The sequence below is a fragment of the Streptomyces liangshanensis genome (assembly GCF_011694815.1).
GTDB classification, from domain to species: Bacteria; Actinomycetota; Actinomycetes; order Streptomycetales; family Streptomycetaceae; genus Streptomyces; species Streptomyces liangshanensis.
The window spans coordinates 7,224,344-7,246,391 of the sequence record NZ_CP050177.1 but is presented as its reverse complement, the minus strand read 5'-3'; the positions used below and the strand labels follow the sequence as shown (position 1 = coordinate 7,246,391).

Annotated in this window: 22 protein-coding genes; 8 read left to right on the top strand and 14 right to left on the bottom strand. The window is 72.9% G+C overall.

From position 1 onward, the window contains the following. Nucleotides 1-113: 113 nt before the first annotated feature. Complete coding sequence (locus HA039_RS31465) at nucleotides 114-806, top strand: MBL fold metallo-hydrolase (RefSeq protein ID WP_167035112.1); 693 nt, start codon at nucleotides 114-116, stop codon at nucleotides 804-806. A 9-nt stretch (nucleotides 807-815) separates the two neighbouring features. Here the strand turns inward: HA039_RS31465 and HA039_RS31460 are convergent, their stop codons facing one another. Then, nucleotides 816-1,853 carry an NUDIX hydrolase gene (locus HA039_RS31460; RefSeq protein ID WP_167035110.1) on the bottom strand — a complete coding sequence of 346 codons (1,038 nt, stop codon included), beginning with the start codon at nucleotides 1,851-1,853 and terminating at the stop codon, nucleotides 816-818. Nucleotides 1,854-2,091: 238 nt separating this feature from the next. Here HA039_RS31460 and HA039_RS31455 point away from each other — a divergent pair, with 238 nt between their 5' ends. Next, nucleotides 2,092-2,274 carry a hypothetical protein gene (locus HA039_RS31455; protein WP_167035108.1) on the top strand — a complete coding sequence of 61 codons (183 nt, stop codon included), beginning with the start codon at nucleotides 2,092-2,094 and terminating at the stop codon, nucleotides 2,272-2,274. 75 nt (nucleotides 2,275-2,349) lie between these two features. Beyond that, nucleotides 2,350-2,775, top strand: coding sequence for a hypothetical protein (locus HA039_RS31450; RefSeq protein ID WP_167035106.1), 426 nt, complete (start codon nucleotides 2,350-2,352; stop codon nucleotides 2,773-2,775). Between the two features lie 154 nt (nucleotides 2,776-2,929). On the opposite strand, the gene HA039_RS31445 is transcribed toward HA039_RS31450, so the two are convergent. Beyond that, nucleotides 2,930-3,889, bottom strand: coding sequence for an ROK family protein (locus HA039_RS31445; RefSeq protein ID WP_167035104.1), 960 nt, complete (start codon nucleotides 3,887-3,889; stop codon nucleotides 2,930-2,932). Between the two features lie 289 nt (nucleotides 3,890-4,178). Between HA039_RS31445 and HA039_RS31440 the strand changes: the two genes are divergently transcribed. Further along, nucleotides 4,179-5,171, top strand: a complete 993-nt coding sequence (locus HA039_RS31440; RefSeq protein WP_425086431.1) for a LacI family DNA-binding transcriptional regulator — start codon at nucleotides 4,179-4,181, stop codon at nucleotides 5,169-5,171. Here HA039_RS31440 and HA039_RS31435 read toward each other — a convergent pair. The 6 genes from HA039_RS31435 to HA039_RS31410 all read right to left on the bottom strand — a co-directional run bounded on the left by HA039_RS31435 (nucleotide 5,157) and on the right by HA039_RS31410 (nucleotide 11,808). Continuing rightward, nucleotides 5,157-6,950 (bottom strand): serine/threonine-protein kinase, encoded by a 1,794-nt coding sequence (locus tag HA039_RS31435; protein ID WP_167035100.1) that lies wholly within the window; start codon nucleotides 6,948-6,950, stop codon nucleotides 5,157-5,159. The genes HA039_RS31440 and HA039_RS31435 overlap by 15 nt on opposite strands. Nucleotides 6,951-7,116: 166 nt before the next feature. After that, nucleotides 7,117-8,418 carry a DUF6986 family protein gene (locus HA039_RS31430; protein ID WP_167035099.1) on the bottom strand — a complete coding sequence of 434 codons (1,302 nt, stop codon included), beginning with the start codon at nucleotides 8,416-8,418 and terminating at the stop codon, nucleotides 7,117-7,119. Nucleotides 8,419-8,646: 228 nt separating this feature from the next. Then, nucleotides 8,647-9,609, bottom strand: a complete 963-nt coding sequence (locus tag HA039_RS31425; RefSeq protein ID WP_167035097.1) for an electron transfer flavoprotein subunit alpha/FixB family protein — start codon at nucleotides 9,607-9,609, stop codon at nucleotides 8,647-8,649. A 96-nt stretch (nucleotides 9,610-9,705) separates the two neighbouring features. After that, the gene (locus HA039_RS31420) at nucleotides 9,706-10,491 is read right to left on the bottom strand and encodes an electron transfer flavoprotein subunit beta/FixA family protein (RefSeq protein ID WP_167035095.1); all 786 of its coding nucleotides are present in this window, start codon (nucleotides 10,489-10,491) and stop codon (nucleotides 9,706-9,708) included. Nucleotides 10,492-10,700: 209 nt separating this feature from the next. Continuing rightward, entirely contained in the window at nucleotides 10,701-11,219 is a 519-nt protein-coding gene (locus tag HA039_RS31415; protein WP_167035094.1) for a flavin reductase family protein, read from the bottom strand. A gap of 169 nt (nucleotides 11,220-11,388) precedes the next feature. Next, nucleotides 11,389-11,808, bottom strand: coding sequence for a TlpA family protein disulfide reductase (locus tag HA039_RS31410; protein ID WP_167035092.1), 420 nt, complete (start codon nucleotides 11,806-11,808; stop codon nucleotides 11,389-11,391). 76 nt (nucleotides 11,809-11,884) lie between these two features. On the opposite strand from HA039_RS31410, the gene HA039_RS31405 reads away from it, so the two are divergent. Then, nucleotides 11,885-12,301 carry a DUF4395 domain-containing protein gene (locus HA039_RS31405; RefSeq protein WP_167035090.1) on the top strand — a complete coding sequence of 139 codons (417 nt, stop codon included), beginning with the start codon at nucleotides 11,885-11,887 and terminating at the stop codon, nucleotides 12,299-12,301. A gap of 142 nt (nucleotides 12,302-12,443) precedes the next feature. Then, nucleotides 12,444-13,190 carry a lysophospholipid acyltransferase family protein gene (locus HA039_RS31400; RefSeq protein WP_167035088.1) on the top strand — a complete coding sequence of 249 codons (747 nt, stop codon included), beginning with the start codon at nucleotides 12,444-12,446 and terminating at the stop codon, nucleotides 13,188-13,190. A gap of 56 nt (nucleotides 13,191-13,246) precedes the next feature. On the opposite strand, the gene HA039_RS31395 is transcribed toward HA039_RS31400, so the two are convergent. From HA039_RS31395 to HA039_RS31375, 5 genes are all read right to left on the bottom strand, one after another. Beyond that, the gene (locus HA039_RS31395) at nucleotides 13,247-13,828 is read right to left on the bottom strand and encodes a transglutaminase domain-containing protein (protein ID WP_167035086.1); all 582 of its coding nucleotides are present in this window, start codon (nucleotides 13,826-13,828) and stop codon (nucleotides 13,247-13,249) included. 60 nt (nucleotides 13,829-13,888) lie between these two features. Continuing rightward, nucleotides 13,889-15,001: a threonine aldolase family protein gene (locus tag HA039_RS31390; RefSeq protein ID WP_243869874.1), complete on the bottom strand. Its 1,113-nt coding sequence runs from the start codon at nucleotides 14,999-15,001 to the stop codon at nucleotides 13,889-13,891. Continuing rightward, nucleotides 14,980-15,768: an SDR family oxidoreductase gene (locus HA039_RS31385; RefSeq protein WP_167037910.1), complete on the bottom strand. Its 789-nt coding sequence runs from the start codon at nucleotides 15,766-15,768 to the stop codon at nucleotides 14,980-14,982. The genes HA039_RS31390 and HA039_RS31385 overlap by 22 nt, the downstream gene beginning before the upstream one ends. Nucleotides 15,769-15,794: 26 nt before the next feature. Next, on the bottom strand, nucleotides 15,795-17,192 hold the full coding sequence (locus HA039_RS31380) for a DUF6421 family protein (protein WP_167035084.1): 1,398 nt from the start codon (nucleotides 17,190-17,192) through the stop codon (nucleotides 15,795-15,797). Nucleotides 17,193-17,272: 80 nt separating this feature from the next. Beyond that, complete coding sequence (locus HA039_RS31375) at nucleotides 17,273-18,682, bottom strand: hypothetical protein (RefSeq protein ID WP_167035082.1); 1,410 nt, start codon at nucleotides 18,680-18,682, stop codon at nucleotides 17,273-17,275. Between the two features lie 185 nt (nucleotides 18,683-18,867). Here HA039_RS31375 and HA039_RS31370 point away from each other — a divergent pair, with 185 nt between their 5' ends. Then, on the top strand, nucleotides 18,868-19,572 hold the full coding sequence (locus tag HA039_RS31370; RefSeq protein WP_208298742.1) for a glycerophosphodiester phosphodiesterase: 705 nt from the start codon (nucleotides 18,868-18,870) through the stop codon (nucleotides 19,570-19,572). A 118-nt stretch (nucleotides 19,573-19,690) separates the two neighbouring features. Then, nucleotides 19,691-21,442: an alkaline phosphatase family protein gene (locus HA039_RS31365; RefSeq protein WP_243869872.1), complete on the top strand. Its 1,752-nt coding sequence runs from the start codon at nucleotides 19,691-19,693 to the stop codon at nucleotides 21,440-21,442. 43 nt (nucleotides 21,443-21,485) lie between these two features. Here HA039_RS31365 and HA039_RS31360 read toward each other — a convergent pair whose 3' ends face one another. Next, on the bottom strand, nucleotides 21,486-22,019 hold the full coding sequence (locus HA039_RS31360) for a GNAT family N-acetyltransferase (protein ID WP_167035080.1): 534 nt from the start codon (nucleotides 22,017-22,019) through the stop codon (nucleotides 21,486-21,488). Nucleotides 22,020-22,048 lie beyond the last annotated feature (29 nt).

Below are 22,048 nucleotides of genomic sequence, written 5' to 3'. Positions count from 1 at the left end.
CGTCCGGCTGCCTCACGGGCCTCTCGGGGCGCGCGGGGCGGTTCAGCGGACAGCGAGATCGCTCGAAGCGTAGAGGGGCGCGGGGGCGGGACGCGGGTGCCTACGGTCGCCGTATGGACCTCATCGACGTCGTCGAAGTACGCCCACGGCTGCACCTGTTGCGCTTCCCGATCGGCCAGGCCTATCTGTGGCGCGACGGTACGGACCTGACGCTGATCGACGCCGGGCACAGCGGTGCCGGGGCGCGGATCGGGGAGGCGATCACCGGCCTGGGGCTGGATCCCGGCGGGCTGCGGCGCGTGCTCCTCACCCACTGCCACCGCGACCACGTGGGCTCCGCCGGGGAGTTGGCGCGGCGGTTCGGCGCCGAGGTGGTCGCGCACCGGCTGGACGCCCCGGTCGTCCGGGGCGAACTGCCGGTGCCGGAACCGGTGTTGCTCGACTGGGAGATCCCGCTGTACGAGCACGGCCTGACCGTGCCGCCCGCGCCGCCCACCCGGGTGGACCGGGAGGTGGGGGACGGTGACGAGCTGGGCTTCGGCGACGGGGCCCGGGTGGTGCACACGCCGGGGCACACCGACGGTTCGATCGCGGTCCATCTGCCGCGTCACGGTGTGCTGTTCGTCGGGGACACCATGGCTTCGGTGAACGGCGTCAGCCTCGGTGTCTTCCACGTCGACCGCGAGCGCGCGCGGGAGTCGATGGACCGGTTGCTGACGCTGGGGCCCTCCACGGTCTGCTACGGGCACGGGGACCCCACGCCGGGCTTCGGGGAGGCGGTCACCGGGCCACCGGCGGCCCGGTGACCGGCCGCCTCAGCCGACGGGGACGCCGTCCTCCAGGTTGAGCACCACACCCCGCTCGCGTGCCCGCAGGGCCCAGCGCAGCCGCTCGAAGCGGGCGGGCGGCAGCAGTCCCGCCGCCTCCTCCTCGCCGACGAAGCGCCAGTCGCGCAACTCGGGCCCCGGCAAGCGGACTTGTCCGGCCAGCCGGGCGGGCAGCAGTCCGCCGTCGAACAGCAGGCGCAGTCCGCCGAAGCCGGGCGGCCGGGCCGGTTCCCAGTCCATGACCAACAGCTTGGGCACGTCGGTGAGCCGGATGCCTATCTCCTCCTCGACCTCGCGGACGCCGGCGCGGGCGGGCGCCTCGCCCCGCTCCACCACACCGCCGGGGAACTCCCAACCGGGCTTGTAGGTGGGGTCCACGAGCAGCACCCGGCCCCGCTCGTCGAAGAGCAGCACCCCGGCGGCGAGGGTCTCGGCGGTGGGTTCGGGGGTCTGCACGATCGCGCAGGCGGGCGCCCTGCCGGTCCGTACCGCCTCCGCGAGACACTCCGCGCTCTCGTGCGGGGTCCGGGTGTCGGTGTCGACGACGTGGGCGTCGCCGGTGAGCCAGTGCAGTGCGGCCCGGTACTGCTCGATGTGTTCGTAACACCACTGACGGTCACGCTCGGCGGCCTCCTGGTCGCCGTCCGGGGCCTCCCGGGCCGCTATGCGCCTGCGCAGGATCGTTTCATCAGTTGCCAGCAGCACATGCCGGACGGGGATGCGCCGGGCGGCCAGCCCCCCGAAGATCTCGTCGCGGTACTCCTGTCGCAGGAGGGTCATGGGGACCACCAGCACACCGCCCGTCTCCGCCAGCAGGGCCGCGGCGGTGTCCACCACCAGGCGGCGCCAGATGGGCAGGTCCTGGAAGTCGGTGACGTCGGCGAGCCTCTTCGGCGGGAGCAGTCGTGCCAGTTCCGCCCCGGTGAGCCCAGGGTCGTAGAGCGTGCTGTTGGGGATCAGGTCGAGCAGCTCGTGAGCGGTGCTGGTCTTGCCCGCCCCGAACGCGCCGTTAACCCAGACAATCACGGTTCCCCCTCATCCGTAGCCCCCAGTGGATTGCCCGCAACACCCTGCCACGGAAACCCCCGACAGCATCGGGACCGCCGCCCGGACCCGCTCCCGGAGATCCGGATGTGTCCTAGCCGTTGCCGGTCCGTTTCCGTTCCGGCAGCACAGCGGCCTACTGTACGAACCGATGTCCGTCCCGGGCGTAACACAATCCCGAGGAACATCGTTGGAACTCGATGTGACAAGGGGGTACACGATGCGCCGTACGGTGCTGGAGAAATTTCCCGCGGGTGGGCCGCGTGGCAGCTGGCCCGCCGAGGAGTTCGCGCGGGCCCGGAGGGACGAGGGGACACCGGCCGAGGTGGTCATGGACCTGGACTCGGACTTCTTCCTGGTCGTGGTTCCCCAGCAGGCGACGGCGACGGAAGCGGCCACGTAGCCACCCGCGCGGACCGGCCCGGACCGGCCCGCGTCCGTGTGCCCGCCCACCCGCCGTACGACCCGGAGAGCCGTCATGCCCCCAGTTCCGCCCCCGCCCTTCGTCCCGCGCCCGCACGCGCGTCCGCGCGAGTCCCCGTACGGGCGGCGGTCCGCCCTGACGCTCGCCCTGGCGGGGGTGGCGGTCACGCTGACCGCGACGCCCGCGGCGGCCGACAGCAGCGCCTGCACGCACCACTTCTCCGGCCCGCAGGTCTGCATCCGGCTGGACGGCCGGGGCGCGACCAACTCGGTCACCGGGATCTGGACCAACCCACCGGCGGACGTCGGCTCGCGTGAGGTGTCCCTGTACCGGAACGGCCGCCTCGCCGACACGGCGACGGCCACCCGCTCGGGCAAGGCGCTGACGTACACCTGGGCGACACACGACACCGGCACGGACACGGAGCTGTGCGTGAAGTTCCGCGGCAGCCAGCGCACGGCGTGCCAGACGACGCGCTAGAGCGTGTCCGGCGGGTCCTCGCGGATCGGCCTGCGGCGTCCCGGGCCGACAGGGCCGAGCCGACCGCGCCGCGCGCCGGCAGGGAGGGCGCCCGCACGGCCGGTACGCATGGCCCGCAGCGCCGGTACGCCGTCCACGAGCCGGTACGGGGGCCTCAGCCGCCGATCGTCGCCGTCTCCTCGTCGCGGCTGCCCAGCGCCGCCGCCGCGGCCGCGCCCACCAGGCCCGCGTCCGTGCCCGTGAGGGCCGGGGCCAGCTCGATCCGCTGGACGAAGGACAGCGTGGCGTAGTCGCGCAGGGAGCGCCGCAGCGGGGCGAACAGGACCTCGCCCGCGTTCGCGACGCCGCCGCCGACCACCGCGATGCCGATCTCGACGAGCGTCGCCGTCGCGGCGATGCCGGCGGCCAGGGCCTGGGCGGCGCGTTCGAAGGACGCGATCGCGACGGGGTGGCCCGCCCGGGCGGCGGCGGCGACCGCCGCGGCGGACGTGTCCCCGTCGGGGCCCGGCTGCCAGCCGCCCTCCAGCGCCCGGCGCGCGATGTTGGGCCCGCTGGCGATCCGCTCCACGCACCCGCGCCCCCCGCACGGGCAGAGGTCGCCGTCCAGGTCGACGCTGATGTGGCCGATGTGCCCGGAGTTGCCGGTGGGCCCCGGGTGGAGCTTGCCGCCCAGGACGAGCCCGCCGCCCACGCCCGTCGAGACGACCATGCACAGGGCGTTGTCGTAGCCGCGGGCCGCGCCCTGCCAGTGCTCCGCCGCGGTCATGGCGACCCCGTCGCCGACCAGCGTCACCGGCAGGCCGCCGGTCGCCTCCCGGACCCGCTCCACCAGCGGGAACCCGCGCCAGCCCGGCACGTTGACGGGGCTGACCGTACCGGCGGAGGCGTCCACGGGGCCGGCGCTGCCGATCCCGATCGCGGTCGCCCCGGACCACAGCGGCGAGGCGGCGACCTCGGCGAGGACCTCCTCGACGGCGCGCATCACGCTCTCGCCGTCCTCCTGCGCGGGGGTCGGCCGCTGCGCCCGTACGAGGATCCTGCCGTTGCCGTCGACCAACGCGCCGGCGATCTTGGTGCCGCCGATGTCGAGTGCGGCAACGCGGTCGATATGCATCGGTGTCGGATCTCCCGGGGACGAGGTATCCCCGCCCGTGCGGGGAATGACCGGACCTGCGCTTCGATGAACAGTCTCTATTCACCTGACAACGTTGTCCAGGGCCTATGCTCGTCGCCACAGCCTCGAATGGCAAACCGGCGGCAAATCCGCGGCAAGACCCGGATCCGCCCCGGTGCAGGCGGAGATGTGGATATGCGTGCACACCCGCACCCGGACGACGACAGGACAGCGCACTGTGGCCGACACCTCCCACCGCCCCGAGAACCGCTACGGCAATCGGCCCACCATGAAAGACGTCGCCGCGCGCGCCGGGGTGGGACTCAAGACGGTGTCCCGGGTGGTGAACGGCGAGCCGGGGGTGACCCCGGACACCGAAAGGCGGGTGCAGGAATCCATCGACGCGCTGGGATTCCGGCGCAACGATTCCGCCCGTGTCCTGCGTAAAGGCCGTACGGCCAGTATCGGTCTGGTCCTGGAGGATTTGGCCGACCCGTTCTACGGTCCGCTCAACCGCGCCGTGGAAGAAGTGGCCCGCGCCCATGGCGCGCTGCTCATCAACGGGTCCAGCGCCGAGGATCCCGAGCGTGAGCAGGAGTTGGTGCTCGCGCTGTGCGCCCGCCGGGTGGACGGGCTGATCGTGATCCCCGCCGGGGACGACCACCGCTACCTGGAGCCGGAGATCAAGGCCGGGGTGGCGACGGTCTTCGTGGACCGCCCGGCCGGCCGCATCGACGCGGACGTGATCCTCTCCGACAGCTTCGGCGGCGCGCGCTCGGGCGCCGCGCACCTGATCGCGCACGGCCACCGCCGTATCGGCTTCGTCGGCGACCAGCCGCGGATCCACACGGCGATCGAGCGCCTGCGCGGCTACCGGACCGCCATGGCGGACGCCGGTCTCGCGATCCACGACGACTGGGTGGCGCTCGGGACCACCGCGCCCGACCGGGTACGGGACGCCGTGGCCGGGATGCTCGCCGGCCCGGAGCCGGTGACGGCGATCCTCACGGGCAACAACCGGGTGACGGTGACGGCGGTACGGGTCCTGGCCGCGTACCACCACCCGGTCGCCCTCGTCGGCTTCGACGACATCGAGCTGGCCGATCTGCTGGAGCCGGGGGTCACGGTCATCGCGCAGGACGCGGCGACCCTGGGCCGTACCGCCGCCGAGCGGCTCTTCCAGCGCCTCGACGGGGCGGCGGACGCCCCGTCGAGGGTGGTGCTTCCGACCCGGCTGATCGCCCGGGGGTCGGGCGAGATCCCGCCGTCAGCAGAGCGGTAGGCCGGGGACGGGCTGGTCGTTGTCGCCGCCCCGGATGTACACGTCGCTGACGAACACCCCGGTGTTGCCGCTGTCGTCGTCGGTCTTCGCCCACCAGGTGTTCGTCCACGCGCCGTGCGTCTCGCGGCGGCCCAGGTCCTGCTGGCAGAAGAAATAGTTGGTGCCCTGGTTGAGGACACCGGCCTGCTCCCCGGCGGCGGTGTAGGAGGTGGCGGTGCGGTAGACGTAGCAGTTGTACTTGCCGGCGCCGATGGAGTGGCAGGCGGGTGTGGTCCCGGACGCGCCGCCGGTGCCGCTCGGGGTGCTCGAACCGCCCGTCGCCGTACCCCCGTCGGCGCCGGAACCGCCGGATCCGCCGCCCGTGGTTCCGCCGGCCGCGTCCCCGGACCCGTCCCCGCCCTTCCCGGGCGCGGTCGGCTTCCCGGCCGGGGGATCCGTCTTCCGGTCGCCGGCGCCCTTGTCGTCGGCGCCCTTGTCGCCCGCGTCCTCGGCGTCGCCCGTCCTCTTCCCGGCCCCGGGCTTCTCGGCCGGGCTCCGCGAGGCCGCGCTGCCGGGGTCCAACATGCGACCCTCTCCCGCGGCGCCGCCCCCGCCCGAACCGTCCGCCGTCAGTTCCGATCCCGGCGTGGTGGCGCCGCCGCCGGTCAGGGCGTACGTCACCCCGCCGCCCGCGAGGACGACGGCGACGACCCCGGCGGCGAGCAGCGCCTTCGAGCGGCCCGCGCCCCGGCGCCCGGCGTCGGGGCGGGCCGTGGTCCGGGCGGTCAGGGCGGCCCCGGGCGCCACCACGGGCGTCGGCGTGTCCGCCACGGGCGGGCCGAAACCCTCGGGCCGGTGGGGCAGTGGGTTGACCTCCGTCGGCACCCGCGGCGGCGAGGCCTGGGGAGCGGCGGGGACGGCGCCCGGCGGCCGGCTCGTTCCGCCGCCCGCCGCCACCTCCGCCAGGAGCCGGGCCGCCGTCCGCGCGTCGGGCCGCAGCTCCGGGTCCTTGGCCATCAGCTGTTCCAGGACCGGGAACAGCGGTCCCGCCAGGCGCGGTTCGGGCAGCGGGTCGGCGACGATCGCGGTGAGCGTCGACCACGTCGACGTACGGCGGAAGGGTGACGCGCCCTCGACCGCGGCGTAGAGCGTCGCGCCGAGGGCCCAGATGTCGGCGGGCGGTCCCGGCGCCGCGCCCTGGGCCCGCTCGGGCGGCAAGTAGTCGAGGGAGCCGACCAGTTCGCCGCTGCGGGTGAGGTGGGTGGTGGAGCCGTCGCCGGGGTCGTCCATCGCGGCGATCCCGAAGTCGGTGAGGACCACGCGGCCGCCCCGGTCGAGCAGGACGTTGCCCGGTTTGACGTCGCGGTGCAGCACCCCCACCTGGTGGGCGGCCTCCAGTGCCTCCATCACCCGGGCGCCGATCCCGGCGGCCTCGCGCGGGTCCATGGGGCCGTTCGCGTTCAGCACGTCGTCCAGCGACGGGCCGTCGATCAGTTCCATGACGATGACGGGCCGGCCGTCCTCCTCGGCCACGTCGTGCACCGCCACCACTCCGGGGTGCCGGATGCGCGCGGCGGCCCGCGCCTCGCGCTGCATCCGCACCCGCAGGTCGGCCAGTTGGGGTCCGTCGGTGTCGGTGAAGGTACGCAGCTCCTTCACCGCGACCTCCCGGCCGAGGACCTCGTCCACGGCCCGCCAGACCACCCCCATACCGCCCCGGCCGAGCTGTGCCACCACGCGGTAACGCCCCGCCAGCACCCTGCCCGGTCCCTGATTCCGCCCGTGCTCCCCCGTCGACACCGCTGCCCCGTTCCGCTGTTGGTCCTGGTCCTGTGCTCTCAGGACACCGGGCGTGCCGTGGTCGTACGGTCGGCTCCGCCGTGGCGCCTGTGGTCGGTACAGCCTAGCGGCGGAGGCGGGGGGTTCCGTGGCGGGCTCGGCCGACGGGGGTTCAAGCAGGCGCAGTTCAGGGGGTGTTGGCGGGGCGGTCCGCGCGAGGCGGGACACCGCCGAGGGCCTCCAGGTCCGCGCGGCCCAGGCCGGTGAGGCGGGTGACCTCGTCGTCGTCGACGGCGCCGCAGTCCAGGCCGCGCAGGAGATAGCCGCTGAGCGCCCTGGCCGTGGCCGGTTCGTCGAGGACGTCGCCGCCCGCCCTGGCGACGTACGCGACCAGCCGGGCGGCGGCCGCCTCCAGGCCCTCGCGGTAGAAGGCGTAGACGGCGGCGTAGCGGGTCGGGAGCTGGGCGGGGTGCATGTCCCAGCCCTGGTGGTAGGCGCGGGCGAGGGCCCGCCGGGTCAGTCCGTAGTGGAGCCGCCAGGCGTCGTGGACCTGGGGGGTGGGGCCGACGGGGAGGACGTTGGTGGAGCCGTCGCAGACGCGGACGCCGGTGCCGGCGGCGGCGACCTGCATCACGGCCTTGGCGTGGTCGGCGGCCGGGTGGTCGCTCGACTGGTAGGCGGCGCTGACGCCGACGCAGGCGCTGTAGTCGAAGGTGCCGTAGTGCAGTCCGGTGGCGCGGCCGCCTGCGGCGTGGATCATCCGGGCCACGGTCGCGGTGCCGTCGGCGGCGAGGATGGACTGGCTGGTCTCGATCTGGATCTCGAAGCCGAGTCGCCCGGGAGTGAGGCCGCGGGCCGTCTCGAACGCCTCGGCGAGCCGTACCATCGCCTCGATCTGCTCCGGATAGGTGACCTTGGGGAGTGTCAGCACCAGGCCGTCGGGCAGGCCGCCCGCCTCCATGAGTCCGCTGAGGAAGACGTCGAGGGTACGGATCCCCCGGTCGCGGACGGCCTCCTCCAGGCACTTCATGCGGATGCCCATGTACGGGGCGGCGGTGCCGTCCGCGTACGCGGCGTGGACCAGGCGGGCGGCGCGGGCGGCGTGCGCGTCCTCCTCGGCGTCCGGGCGCGGGCCGTAGCCGTCCTCGAAGTCGATCCGGAGGTCTTCCACCGGTTCGCGCTCCAGCTTGGCCCGTACGCGCTCGTGCACCGGTCCCGCCAGTTCGCCGGGGAGGCCGAGGACGGCGGCCAGCGTGGCCGCGTCGGGGGCGTGTTCGTCGAGGGCGGCGAGGGCCTGGTCGCCCCAGGAGCGGACGGTGTCGGCGGCGAAGGCGTCGGCGGGGACGTAGACGGTGTGGACGGGCTGCCGGGTGCCGGGGTCGCCCGGGTAGCGGCGGGCGAGGTCCGCGTCGACCGGCGCGAGCCGCGCGGCGATGTCCTCGGCGACCGCGCTCGCGAGGCTGGTGGTCACCGTCTCCTGCTGCGCCATCCGCGTCCCTTTCCTCGTGCCCGTGCCGTACGGGCCGCCCGTGCGAGCCGCCCGCACGGATCACCCGCGCGCCCCGGCTTTTCCGCACTGCGGAATCAACAATCCGTTGAAGGGAAGTTAAGCGGCGCGGCCGAGCCCCGTCAATGGTGTCCCGCGCGCCCCGCGAACGGCGAAGGGCCACGCGGTGGCGTGACCGCGTGGCCCTGGGCCGGGGACTCCCGGCGGGTGTCAGCCCTTGCGGGCCTTGACCTCGTCGGTCAGCTTCGGCACGACCTCGAACAGGTCGCCGACGATGCCGTAGTCGACCAGGTCGAAGATGGGCGCCTCGGCGTCCTTGTTGATGGCGACGATGGTCTTGGAGGTCTGCATGCCCGCGCGGTGCTGGATGGCACCGGAGATGCCCGAGGCGATGTAGAGCTGCGGGGAGACCGACTTGCCGGTCTGGCCCACCTGGTTGGCGTGCGGGTACCAGCCGGCGTCCACGGCGGCGCGGGAGGCGCCGACCGCGGCACCCAGGGAGTCGGCCAGGGCCTCGATGAGGCCGAAGTTCTCGGCGCCGTTGACGCCGCGGCCGCCGGAGACCACGATCGCGGCCTCGGTCAGCTCCGGGCGGCCCGTCGACTCGCGGGGCGAGCGGGAGACGATCTTCGTACCGGTCGACTTCTCCCCGAAGGTGACGGCCAGCGTCTCGACGGTGCCCGCGGCCGGGGCGGCCTCGACCGGGGCCGAGTTCGGCTTGACGGTGATGACCGGGGTGCCCCGCGAGACGCGCGACTTGGTGGTGAACGCGGCCGCGAAGACCGACTGGGTGGCGACGGGACCGTCCGCGCCGGCCTCCAGGTCGACGGCGTCGGTGAGCAGACCGGAGCCGATGCGGACGGCGAGGCGCGCGGCGATCTCCTTGGCCTCCGCGGACGACGGCAGGAGCACTGCGGCGGGCGAGACGGCGTCGTACGCGGCCTGGAGGGCGTCGACCTTGGGGACGACGAGGTAGTCGGCGAACTCGGGCGCGTCGGCCGTCAGCACCTTCACGGCGCCGTGCTCGGCCAGGACGGCCGCGGTGGCCTCGGCGCCCGCGCCGAGGGCGAGGGCCACGGGCTCGCCCAGGCGGCGGGCCAGGGTCAGCAGTTCCAGGGTGGGCTTGCGGACGGCGCCGTCGACGTGGTCGACGTAGACGAGAACTTCAGCCATGGTGCGGGTCTCCTGCGCATGCGAGGTAACAGGGGTGATGGACTGGGTGGCCGGGGCCCGGCCGGCGCGCGGCCGGCCCGTGGCCCGCGGGGCGGGTCAGATGAACTTGCGCTCCGCGAGGAACGCGGCCAGCTGCTTGCCGCCCTCGCCCTCGTCCTTGACGACCGTGCCCGCCGTACGGGCCGGGCGCTGGGTGGCCCCGTCGACCGCGGTCCAGGCACCGGCCAGGCCGACGTCGCCGGGCTCGATGTCCAGGTCCTCCAGGTCGAAGGCCTGCACCGGCTTCTTCTTCGCCGCCATGATCCCCTTGAAGGACGGGTAGCGGGCCTCGCCCGACTGGTCCGTCACCGACACGACGGCCGGGAGGGACGCCTCCAGCTGCTCGCTCGCGGTGTCGCCGTCACGCCGGCCGCTGACGACGCCGCCGGCCACGGACACCTCGGAGAGCAGCGTGACCTGCGGGACGCCGAGCCGCTCGGCGAGGATCGCGGGCAGGACGCCCATCGTGCCGTCCGTCGACGCCATGCCGCAGATGACCAGGTCGTAGCCGGTCTTCTCGATGGCCTTGGCGAGGACCAGCGACGTACCGAGGACGTCCGTGCCGTGCAGCGCGTCGTCCTCGACGTGGACGGCCTTGTCGGCGCCCATGGACAGCGCCTTGCGCAGCGCGTCCTTGGCGTCCTCGGGGCCGACGGTCAGGACCGTGACCTCGGCGTCGTCCGCCTCGCCGGCGATCTGGAGCGCCTGCTCCACCGCGTACTCGTCCAGCTCCGACAGCAGGCCGTCCACGTCGTCCCGGTCCACGGTCAGGTCATCGGCGAAATGCCGGTCGCCGGTGGCGTCGGGCACGTACTTCACACAGACAACGATCCTCAGGCTCACGCCGGCTCTCCTACCGCATCGTCATTTCTGGGCTGCCTTGTTGCACGCAGCATAGGCGCCTTATGGGACGGTTTCCGGTCCGGAGACCGGCGCACCGGAGTAAATATTACTCGCCAGTACATCCAGAGCCTGCCCACGGAGCAAGCGCTTCGCACTGTGACCTTCCCGACGCTCGGCGGAAGATGCCGGGGCGTGTCCCCCGGGAACTCTCAGTCGCGCAGTCCGTTGAAGCGTCCCTGGTGGTAGAGGAGCGGCCGGCCGGCGCCGGCCGGGTCGCCGACGACGGCCTGGGCCACCACGATGCGGTGGTCGCCGGCCGGGACCCGGGCCACGACACGGCAGACCAGCCAGGCGAGCACCCCGTCCAGCACGGGCACGTCCTCCGGTCCGGTACGCCAGCCCGTGGGCGGCGCGAACCGGTCGGCGCCGCTGCGGGCGAACGTGGCCGCCAACTCCTCCTGGTGGTCGCCGAGTATGTGGACGCCGACGTACTCGGCCTCGGCGATGACCGGCCAGCTGGACGACGAGACGCCCACGCCGAAGGAGACCAACGGGGGTTCGGCGGCGACGGAGTTGAGCGAGGTGGCGGTGAAGCCGACCGGCCGGGCGCCGGATTCGCCGCCGCGCGCGGTGATCACGGCGACCCCCGCCGCGTGTTGGCGGAAGACGGAGCGGAGGAGTTCGGGGGTGGCCGTCCGGGGAGTGCTGAGCTCGGGCGTCGCCGTCATGACGTCGTCCTTCCGGGAGAGAGGGGAACGGGTCCGTGGGTGCTCAGACACCCGGACAGCGCGCGCTCGCGTGGCGGGCCAGGTCCACGTGGGCCCGCCCGTACAGAAGGAGGTCCCGGGGCACGGCGTCAGCGTGCCGAGGGGCGCGGGGCGTGGTCAAGGGCGCACCTCACACCGCCTCGCCGAGCGCGGCGATCACGTCCGCCTTGCGCGGCTGGCCGGCGGCCCGGCGGACGATACGGCCCCGGGCGTCCAGCACGAGGACGGTGGGCGTCTTGAGGATGCCCAGCTCCCGTACCAGCTCCAGCCGCTCCTCGGCGTCGATCTCCACGTGCGTGACCCCGTCGACCATCCCGGCGATCTCGGCGAGCGTGCGCCGCGTCGCCCGGCAGGGCGCGCAGAACGCGCTGGAGAACTGGACGAGCGTCGCCCGCTCCCCCAGCCCCTCGCCCAGCTCGGCCTCGCCGAGCCGCTTCTCGCCGTCCCGCCCACGCATGGTCAGCCTTCCGTCGCCGCGCCGGTGCCACACCCCGAACGCGGATGCCACCGCGAGTACCGCCGCGCACACGATCAGTCCTGTAGTCGTCATCCTCAGCGCCAGCGTTCACACAACTGCAAAATATTCCGCGACCTCGGGGGACGCCCGGCGGGAGATGCTGAGGGGCATGGACCTTGACATCAGGGGGCCGCGCTTCGGGGCGGCCGTCACCACCGTCGTACTCGCCGTGGTCCTCCTCACGGGCAGCGGCGCGCTTCTCGCCTGGCAGACCCTCGCCTTCGCGGCGGGCGCTCTCGGGGGCGTCCAGCGCTCCCCGTACGGCTGGCTGTTCCGTACCGTCGTCCGGCCGCGCCTCGGCCCCGCCGTGGAGTTCGAGTCCCCGGCGCCGCCGCGCTTCGCCCAGGCCGTCGGACTGGCGTTCGCCGTGATCGGCCTCGTCGGCTACTTCGCGGGCCCGGAATGGCTCGGGCTCGCGGCCACGGCGTGCGCGCTGGCGGCGGCCTTCCTCAACGCGGCGTTCGGGTACTGCCTGGGCTGCGAGATGTACCTGGTCCTGCGCAGGACCACGGCCGCGGTGCGCTGACGTGACGAGAATCTCGCCCCGCGGGAAGAGCAGGACTGGCCACGGCGCCGCGTATGGGGCACGATCGGCCCAATGCCGAAAACCTACGGCTGCGTAACTTCCGCCGGGAGAACCCTCCCCGGAACAGAAGGGTCCACCCCAGATGGCAGAGCTCGTCTATCGGCCGGTCATCGGCGCCGCCCGCACCATGTTCAAGGCGCTGGACCTGAAGATCGACACGCAGGGGTCGGAGAACATCCCGCGGACCGGCGGAGCGGTGCTCGTCAGCAACCACATCAGCTATCTGGACTTCATCTTCGCGGGCCTCACCGTGCTCCCCCAGAAGCGCCTGGTGCGCTTCATGGCGAAGGACTCGGTCTTCAAGCACCGGATCTCCGGTCCGCTGATGCGCGGCATGAAGCACATCCCGGTGGACCGCAAGCAGGGTGAGACGGCGTACGCGCACGCCCTGGACTCGCTGCGCTCGGGCGAGATCATCGGGGTCTTCCCCGAGGCGACGATCTCCCCGTCCTTCACGCTCAAGAGCTTCAAGTCGGGCGCGGCCCGGATGGCGCAGGAGGCCGGCGTCCCGCTGATCCCGATGGCGCTGTGGGGCACCCAGCGGCTGTGGACCAAGGGGCGGCCGCGCAACTTCCGGCGCCAGCACATCCCGGTGACGATGCGGGTGGGCGAACCCATGGAGGCCCCGGCCGACCAGTACGCGGGCGCCATCACGCGGCGGCTGCGCGACCGGGTGCAGGAGCTGCTGGAGGCGGCGCAGCGCGCCTATCCGGTACGTCCCAAGGACGCGAACGACACCTGGTGGGTGCCCGCGCACCTCGGGGGTACGGCTCCGACGGCGGCCCAGGTGCGCGAGGCCGAGACCGGCCGTCCCGCCGCCGCCGGCTGACCACCGGCTCCCGGCCGTGACGGCCTGAACGCTCTTCCCGCGTCCTGCCCACCCGCTCAGTGGAGCGCGGTGGGCAGCGTTCTGACCAGGTGGTCCAGGTCCGGAGCGGCCCGGAGCGCCCGCAGGACCGCCGGGTGCGGCGCCTCGAACAGGACGGGGTGGTCCCGCTCGCCGAAGAGCGGCTCGGGGGCGAAGGCCAACCGCTCGTCGTCCAGCGAGAACTGGGCGTCCACGCCCGGCTTGTTGCCGCGCGGGTCCTGCCGGTCCCAGCGGTCGCGGTCCGGGAGCCGGACCGCGACCAGGCCGTGGACGACGTCGAACTCCTGGTAGCAGAGCGCGGCGGGGATCGACTCCGCCCGGAGCAGCGCCGCCAGCGCGTGGGCCTTGGCGTAGCAGATGCCGGTGCGCCGCCCGATCACGTCGGAGGCGCGCCAGGTGACGCGCTGGTCCCCCGTGTCGCAGGAGTGCGGGATCTCGTCGCGGACGAACTCGAAGGCGGCTCGGGCGTATGCGTATGCACCGCCCTCCGGGGGACGGAGACGCGCCGCCGTCTCCCGTACCAGCGGATGGTGATGATCGATGGCCTCATCGGCCGCCAGATAGGCGGAGAGATCAGGATTGCGCTGGATCAGCTGCATGCCTGTCACTCTAGGGAACGCGCGGCCATCCATCCACTGGTTATCCGGATTGCTACATAACTATGCGGCGAGTTCTTCCTTGAGGGCGAAGAGGAAGCGGTCCACGTCATCCTCGGTGGTGTCGAAGGAGCACATCCAGCGGACGTCCCCGGCCTGTTCGTCCCAGAAGTAGAAGCGGAAGCGCTTCTGGAGGCGCACGCCCACGTCGTGCGGCAGCCGCGCGAAGACCGCGTTGGCCTGCACGGGGTAGAGGATCTCGACCCCGCCGACCGCGCGCACGCCCTCGGCGAGCCGCTGCGCCATGGCGTTGCTGTGCCGGGCGCTGCGCAGCCACAGGTCCCCGGCGAGGAGGGCCTCCAACTGCACCGAGACGAAGCGCATCTTGGACGACAGCTGCATGGACAGCTTGCGCAGCCGCTTCACCTCCCGGACGGCGCCGGGGTCGAGCACCACGACGGCCTCGCCGAAGAGCATGCCGTTCTTCGTCCCGCCGAAGGAGAGGACGTCCACGCCGGCGGCGTTGGTGAAGGTGCGCATCGGGACGTCCAGCGCGGCGGCCGCGTTGGCTATCCGCGCGCCGTCCAGGTGGACCTTCATGCCCAGGCCGTGGGCGTGGTCGCAGAGCGCCTTGATCTCGTCGGGCGTGTAGAGCGTGCCCAGTTCGGTGCTCTGGGTGATCGACACGACCTGCGGCATGGCGCGGTGTTCGTCGTCGAAGCCGAAGGCCTGCCGGTCGATGAGGTCGGGCGTGAGCTTGCCGTCCTCGGTCGGTACGGTCAGCAGCTTGAGGCCGCCCATCCGCTCGGGCGCGCCGCCCTCGTCGGTGTTGATGTGGGCGGACTCGGCGCAGATGACGGCGCCCCAGCGCTCGGTCATCGCCTGGAGCGCGACCACGTTGGCGCCGGTGCCGTTGAAGACGGGGAAGGCCTCGGCGGCCGACCCGAAGTGGCTGTGCATGACCCGCTGGAGGTGGCCGGTGTAGTCGTCCTCGCCGTAGGAGACCTGGTGGCCTCCGTTGGCCAGGGCGAGCGCGGCGAGGATCTCCGGGTGCGCGCCGGCGTAGTTGTCGCTGGCGAAGCCGCGTACCTGGGGATCGTGGTGCCGGCGGGCGTCCGTACCGGCGGCCTCCGGGGATCGGGGCCGGCCGGACTTCACGACTCGGGGGTCAGCCACAGGCGCTTTCCGTTCACATCCTGGGCGGGCCTGTCCCAGACACCGGCGATGGCCTCGGCCAGGTCGGTGACATCGGTGAAGCCCGCGAACTTCGCATTCGGGCGCTCGGCGCGCATCGCGTCGTGCACCAGTGCCTTGATGACCAGGATGGCAGCCGCGGAACGCGGCCCCTCGTCGCCCCCCGCCTTGCGGAACGCGTCGCCCAGCGCCAGGGTCCACGCCTCGGCGGCGGCCTTGGAGGCGGCGTACGCGGCGTTGCCCGCGGTGGGCTTCGACGCGCCGGCGGCGCTGATGAGCAGGTAGCGGCCGCGGTCGCTGCGCAGGAGTCCGTCGTGGAAGGCAAGGGAGGTGTGCTGGACCGTACGGATCAGCAGCTTCTCCAGCAGGTCCCAGTCGGCCAGGTCGGTGTCGGCGAAGGTGGCGCTGCCGCGCCAGCCGCCGACGAGGTGAACCAGGCCGTCGATGCGGCCGAACTCCTTCTCGGTCTTCTCGGCCCAGACGCGGGTGGCGTCGAGGTCGAGCAGGTCAACGGTGTCCCCGGTGACCGTGGCGCCGCCGTGCGCGTACCGGGCGGCGTCGACCGCCTCGGCGAGCCGCGCGGGGTCGGCGTCCGAGCCGACGACCGTCGCGCCGGCCTCGGCCAGCCTCAGCAGGGTGGCGCGTCCCGCCGGGCCCGCGGCCCCGGCGACGGCGATCACGGCGCCGTCGAGCCTGCCGCTGCCCTCGATCCACCAGCTCGCGTTGGGGTCGCCGTTCTCGTCGTCCATGACCGTCGCCTCCGGCTCGCGAGTGCTCACGCGGCCACTCGCTCGGTGCTTGTCGCGGTGATCCCCTTGGTGGAAGCGATCACGTTCTTCAGCTTCTTGGAGAGTGCCTCGTAGAACATGCTGAGCGGGAACTCGTCCGGCAGCACGTCGTCCACCAGTTTACGGGGCGGCTGGGTCAGGTCGAGTGCGTCGGGGCCCTTGGCCCAGCGGGATCCGGGGTGCGGGGAGAGGTAGGCGGAGACCAGGTCGTACGCGGCGAACCAGTGGACGAGCTTGGGGCGGTCGATGCCCGCCCGGTACAGGTCCTCGATCTCGGCGCAGAGGCGCTTGGTGACCTCCGGGGCTCGATCCCAGTCGATGTGCAGGGTGTTGTCCGTCCAGCGCACGACGTCGTGCTGGTGGAGGTACGCGAAGAGGAGCTGGCCGCCGAGACCGTCGTAGTTGCGCTCACGGGCGCCCGTGACCGGGAAGCGGAACATCCGGTCGAAGAGGATCGCGTACTGCACGTCGCGGCCCTGCGGGACCCCGTCGGCCTCCAGCTGGACGGCCTCGCGGAACGCGGTGAGGTCGCAGCGCAGTTCTTCGAGGCCGTACATCCAGAACGGCTGGCGCTGCTTGATCATGAAGGGGTCGAAGGGCAGGTCGCCGTGGCTGTGCGTCCGGTCGTGGATCATGTCCCAGAGTACGAAGGCCTGCTGGCAGCGCTCCTGGTCGGCGACCATCTCCCGGATGTCCTCGGGCAGTTCGACACCGAGGACGCCGACGGCGGCCTCGGTGACCCGGCGGAAGCGGGCCGCCTCGCGGTCGCAGAAGATGCCGCCCCAGCTGAAGCGCTCGGGGGCCTCGCGCACGGCGATGGTCTCGGGGAAGAACACCGCCGAGTTCGTGTCGTAACCGGCGGTGAAGTCCTCGAAGGTGATGCCGCAGAACAGCGGGTTGTCGTAGCGGGTGCGCTCCAGCTCGGCCAGCCACTCGGGCCAGACCATGCGCACGACGACCGCCTCGAAGTTGCGGTCCGGGTTGCCGTTCTGCGTGTACATGGGGAAGACCGCGAGGTGCTGGAGGCCGTCCGCGCGGTCGGCGGCGGGCCGGAAGGCGAGGAGCGAGTCCAGGAAGTCCGGTACGGCGAAGCCGTCGGCGGCCCACTTGCGCAGGTCCGCGACGAGCGCCGCGTGGTACGCGGAGTCGTGCGGCAGGAGGGGGGCGAGCTGCTCGACTGCGGCGATCACCCGGTCGACGGCGGCCTCGGCCGCGGCGCGCGTCGGCGCGCCCTCGGCGGCGAGGTCGACGGAGCCGTCCTTGGACTGCCAGGGGCGGATCTCCTCGACGGCGCTCTTGAGCTCCGGCCAGGCCGGGTGGGCGATCACCCGGGCGTCGCTGTTTATGCGGCGCCCAGCGGGGTCCTGCTCAAGAATTTCCGTCATGTCACTTCCTCCACAGGAGAATCTTGCGTCAAGGCAGCGTATATGCGCCAAGTTCTCCCATACAAGGCAGTCAAGGGAAATTATCCTGCCCTCCCCCCATGGTCGCCGCAGTTTTTCCTGTCCGCCACTGGCGCGGGGACGGCGGGGCGTCCGTACGACTGGGGCTGTGCGGCCGTGACGCCGATGCGGGCGCACAGTTCCCCGACGCGCAGGGCGTCGTCGGGGGTGACGGGTGCGCGCAGGGCGGCGTCGTGCTCGCCGGTCAGCGCGACGGCCGCGGCCTCCGCCTCGCAGCCCCAGACGTCGTAGGGGTGGACGACGCCCGACGCGGCACCGAACAACAGGTCGTTCTCGCGGTGGAGGGGGCCACCCGCCTCGGCCGACCCGACGGGCCACAGCAGGAGACCGCCCCGCGCCTCCCACTGGTCGCGGGCCACGCAGCCGGGCTGGCTGTCGTCGATGAGGACGGTGCCGGTGAGGTCGGCCCCGGCGGCGGCCCGGGAGAGGTCCAGCTTCTCGGTGATGGCCGAGACGATCAGCCGGCAACGGGAGAAGAGGTCGGCGGGGTCGGCGGTGACGAGCGTGCGGGCGGGATTCCCCTGCCGCTCCGCCACGCGCCGGACGCGGCCCAGGCGGCCGGGCCGGTCGCAGGCGACGAAGGGGGTGTCGGGGAACTCCTGCTGGAGGGCGGCGAGGATCGACGCCCCGATGGACCCGGCGGCGCCGAGGACGCCGACGGTCAGCGGCCCGCTCCCGTCCAGGAGGGTCGCGGCGACGTCCCGGGCCAGGATCCTGATCAGGTGCACGGTCCCGCCGTGGCCCGTGGTGGTGACGAGCCCAGGGACGTCGACGGTGCGGCCGAAGCGGGTGAGGCTCGGCAGGGTGGCGCCCAGCCCGGCCACCCGCGCGCCCAGCCGGTCACGGGCGAAGACGGCGGCGTCCTGGACGACGCGCCGCGCGGTCTCGGCCGCCCGGTCCGCCCCCAGGTCCGCGGTCAGGCCGCTGTTGAGAGGAGCGAGCACGATGTGGCCCTGGCGCCCGTCGTGCACCTGGTAGGAGCACAGGACGGACGGCGGCAGGAGGGACAGGAAGTGCCGGACGGTCCCGGAGTCGAGCCCGTGGAGGGAGGTCAGCAGGGGCAGGGTCTCGCCGAACTCGTCGCCGTACAGAGGGTCGTCGTCCGCCATGCGGCTGGGGGCGAGGAACACCCGGTCCGCCGGATACGACGGCTCGCGGCGCCCCTCGTACAGGTCGAAGGCCCGCTCGGCGTAGCCGACGGTACGTTCGAACGCTTCCGCGTGGTCGGGGAAGCAACCCACCTTGTGCAGCACGGAGTCGATGCTCTCGGCGCAGCGCAGCATGCGGCTCCGGTCGTAGGCGCCGTACACCGGCACGGGCGGCCACAGCTCCGGGTAGTGCGCGCGCAGGTGACGCGCCACCGAGTCCCGCTCGGACGGGTGGGCAGGCTGGATCGGGTCGCGCGGAACCACGGAGAACTCCCCCAGAGATGAATCGATACGCCAAGAGCGCCGACCGCACGCACCCCGCAGGCACCCACAGCGACTACTACGACACATAGTGTAATCGACGGAGAACTCGAAGATCACCGGCCGGCGTCCGTACAGTGAGGTCACGCTCCGCCGCTGCTCAGCGGCCTTCCCGTCGAGGAGTACGCATGACCTTCCAGATCATCGGCCACCGCGGGGTGATGGGGGTGGAGCCGGAGAACACCCTGCGCTCCTTCCGGCGCGCCGAGCAGGCCGGTATGGACGCCCTCGAACTCGACCTGCACCTGAGCAAGGACGGCGCCCTGGTCGTCATGCACGACACGGAGGTGGACCGGACGACCGACGGTACGGGCGCGATCGCCGAGCGGACCCTCGCGGAGCTGCGGGAGCTGGACGCCGGGGACGGGGAGCGGATCCCCGTGTTCGAGGAGGTGCTGGACGCCGTGGCGTCCCCGCTCCAGGCGGAGATCAAGGACGCGGCGGCGGCGCGGGCGCTCGCCGGGGTGATGCGCCGGCGCGACCTGGCCGGGCGCGTCGAGGTGTCGTCGTTCCACGACGAGGCGGTGGCCGAGATCGCCGCGCTCGTGCCGGGCGTACGGACCGTGCTGATCGCGAGCCGCTGGGGCGCGGACGTGGTCGACCGGGCGAAGGCGGTGGGCGCGGCCACGCTGGCGCTGAACATCCGCCGGCTCACGCTGGAGACCGTCGAGCGCGCGCACGCCGAGGGCCTGCGGGTGATCGGCTGGGTGGTCAACACGGAGGAGCAGGTGGGGCTCGCGCGGGCCTTCCGGCTGGCGGGTGTGACGACGGACTTCCCGGAGATCCCGCGGGCGGCCCGGGCCACTCCCGGAACGGACCACGCCACTTCCTGAAACAGATCCGTGGTGATTGAACCGAAACCGCCGGCGGTCCGTACCCCTGACGGCGGCCCCCACTTCCGAACCGGGTCCGCCGTGCCCTCAGCGGGCCTCGCACGGAAGGATCCCCGGGTTGCCTCTCTTCACGCGTTCCCGTCAGCGGCCGGACGACCGCACGCTCCTCACCGATGACGGTCCGTCACCGGACGCCGGTGACAGCGGCGGTGACAGCGGCGGTGCCGAGGGCGGCGGCGGCCGGTGGTTCCGGCGCCCGGCCGTGTCGCGGGTCCTGACCGTCCTGTCCGCGCTGCTGGTGCTCACGGCCCTGTTGCTGCCGAACGACCTGTCCCGCCTCTCCCCCGCGTCGTTCGGCCGCATCCCGGCGGAAGGCGTCCTGGCGGCGGTCCTCCTCCTCGTCCTGCCGCCGCGGCCGCGGCGGATCGCGGCGGTGGTCATCGGGCTCGGTCTCGGGCTGCTGACCCTCCTCAACTTTCTCGACATGGGCTTCTACGCGAACTTCGACCGGCCGTTCGACGTCCGGCTCGACTGGGTCCTGTTCGACGACGGCGAGGCGTTCGTGCGGGACTCGGTCGGCGGCGCCGCCGCGATCGGGGCCGTGATCGGGGTGGTGGTCCTCGTGATCGCCGTCCTGGTCCTGATGACGCTCGCGGTCCTCCGGCTGAGCGGCCTCCTGGCCCGGCACCGCGCGGTGACGTTCCGTACCTCCGCCGTCCTCGGCACCGCCTGGATCGCCTGCGCGGCCCTCGGCGCGCAGCTCGCCGGCGCTCCCGTCGCCGCCAGGAACGCCGCCGCGCTCGTCGACCACCACGTGAAGCTGGTGGGCGAGAGCTGGCGGGACCAGCGCGAACTGTCCAACGCGGCCGCCAAGGACAACTTCAAGGACACCCCGCCCGACCAGCTCCTGACCGGGCTGCGCGGCAAGGACGTCATCTTCGCGTTCATCGAGAGCTACGGCCGCAACGCGCTGGAGGAGCCGCAGACGTCGTCGGAGATCGGGGCGATGCTCGCGGACGGGACCGAGCGGCTGCGCCAGGCCGGGTTCTCGTCCCGCAGCGCCTTCCTCACCTCACCGACGTACGGCGGCGGCAGCTGGCTCGCCCACTCCACCTTCAACACGGGTCTGTGGATCAAGAACCAGCAGGGCTACGAGTCCATCACCACCAGCGACCGGATGTCGCTCACGAGCGCCTTCGAGCGCACCGGCGCCTGGCGGACGGTCGGCATCATGCCGGGGGTGACCGAGTCCTGGCCCGAGGGGAAGTTCTACGGCCTCGACCACGTCTACGACTCCCACCATCTCGGCTACCAGGGCCCGAAGTTCGGCTGGTCGCCGATCCCCGACCAGTACAGCCTGTCGGCGTTCGAGCGCCTGGAGCACGGCAAGAAGGACCGCGAGCCGCTGATGGCGGAGATCATCCTCGTCTCCAGCCACAACCCGTGGGCCCCCCTGCCGAAGACGATCGGCTGGGACCAGGTCGGTGACGGTTCGGTCTACGAGGGCATCAAGGCGCAGGGCAAGACGCGCGCCGAGGTGTGGAAGGACCCGAAGCTGGTACGCGCCGAGTACGCGCACTCCGTCGAGTACTCGGTGAGCAATCTCGTGGACTACGTGACGAAGTACGGCGACAAGAACACCGTGCTCGTCTTCCTCGGCGACCACCAGCCCGTCCCGACCGTCACCCACAACGGCTTCGGCCGGGACGTGCCGATCGCGCTGGTCGCCCACGACCCGAAGGTGCTCGACCGGATGGCGGGCTGGGGCTGGCAGGACGGGCTCGAGCCGGGGGCCGGCGCGCCCGTCTGGCGGATGGACCAGTTCCGCGACCGGTTCCTGAGCGCGTACGGCTCGACGCCGACCCCCTGACCGGCCCGGACCCGTGGCGCGCGGCCCGGAGCGCGCGGGCCGGTCAGCCGAGCGTCTTGACCAGCAGCTCGAACTCCAGGTCGTCGCGCTGCGGGATGCCGAAGCGGTCGTCGCCGTACGGGAAGGGGGTCATCTTTCCCGTACGGCGGTAGCCGCGCCGCTCGTACCAGGCGATCAGTTCCTCGCGCACCGAGATGACCGTCATCTGCATCTCGCTCACCCCCCAGGTCTCCTGTGCCACCCGCTCGGCGGCGGCCATGATCTGCTTGCCGAGGCCGCCGCCCTGGGCGGTGGGCCGGACGGCGAACATCCCGAAGTAGGCGACCTCGCCCCGGTGTTCGAGCTGGCAGCAGGCGACCGTCCCGCCGTCCCGCTCGAAGACGAGCAGGCGTCCCGCGGTCGACTCGATGACCGCGAGCACCCCCTTGGGGTCCGTGCGCTGCCCGTGGAGGATGTCCGCCTCGGTGGTCCACCCGGCCCGGCTGCTGTCGCCCCGGTACGCCGACTCTATGAGGGCGACGAGGGTGTCGGTGTCGGCCGGCGTGGCGTCCCGGTGGGTGAGGGGTGCGGTGTCCATGAGCACGTTCTCCGTATCTGCGCTGCGGG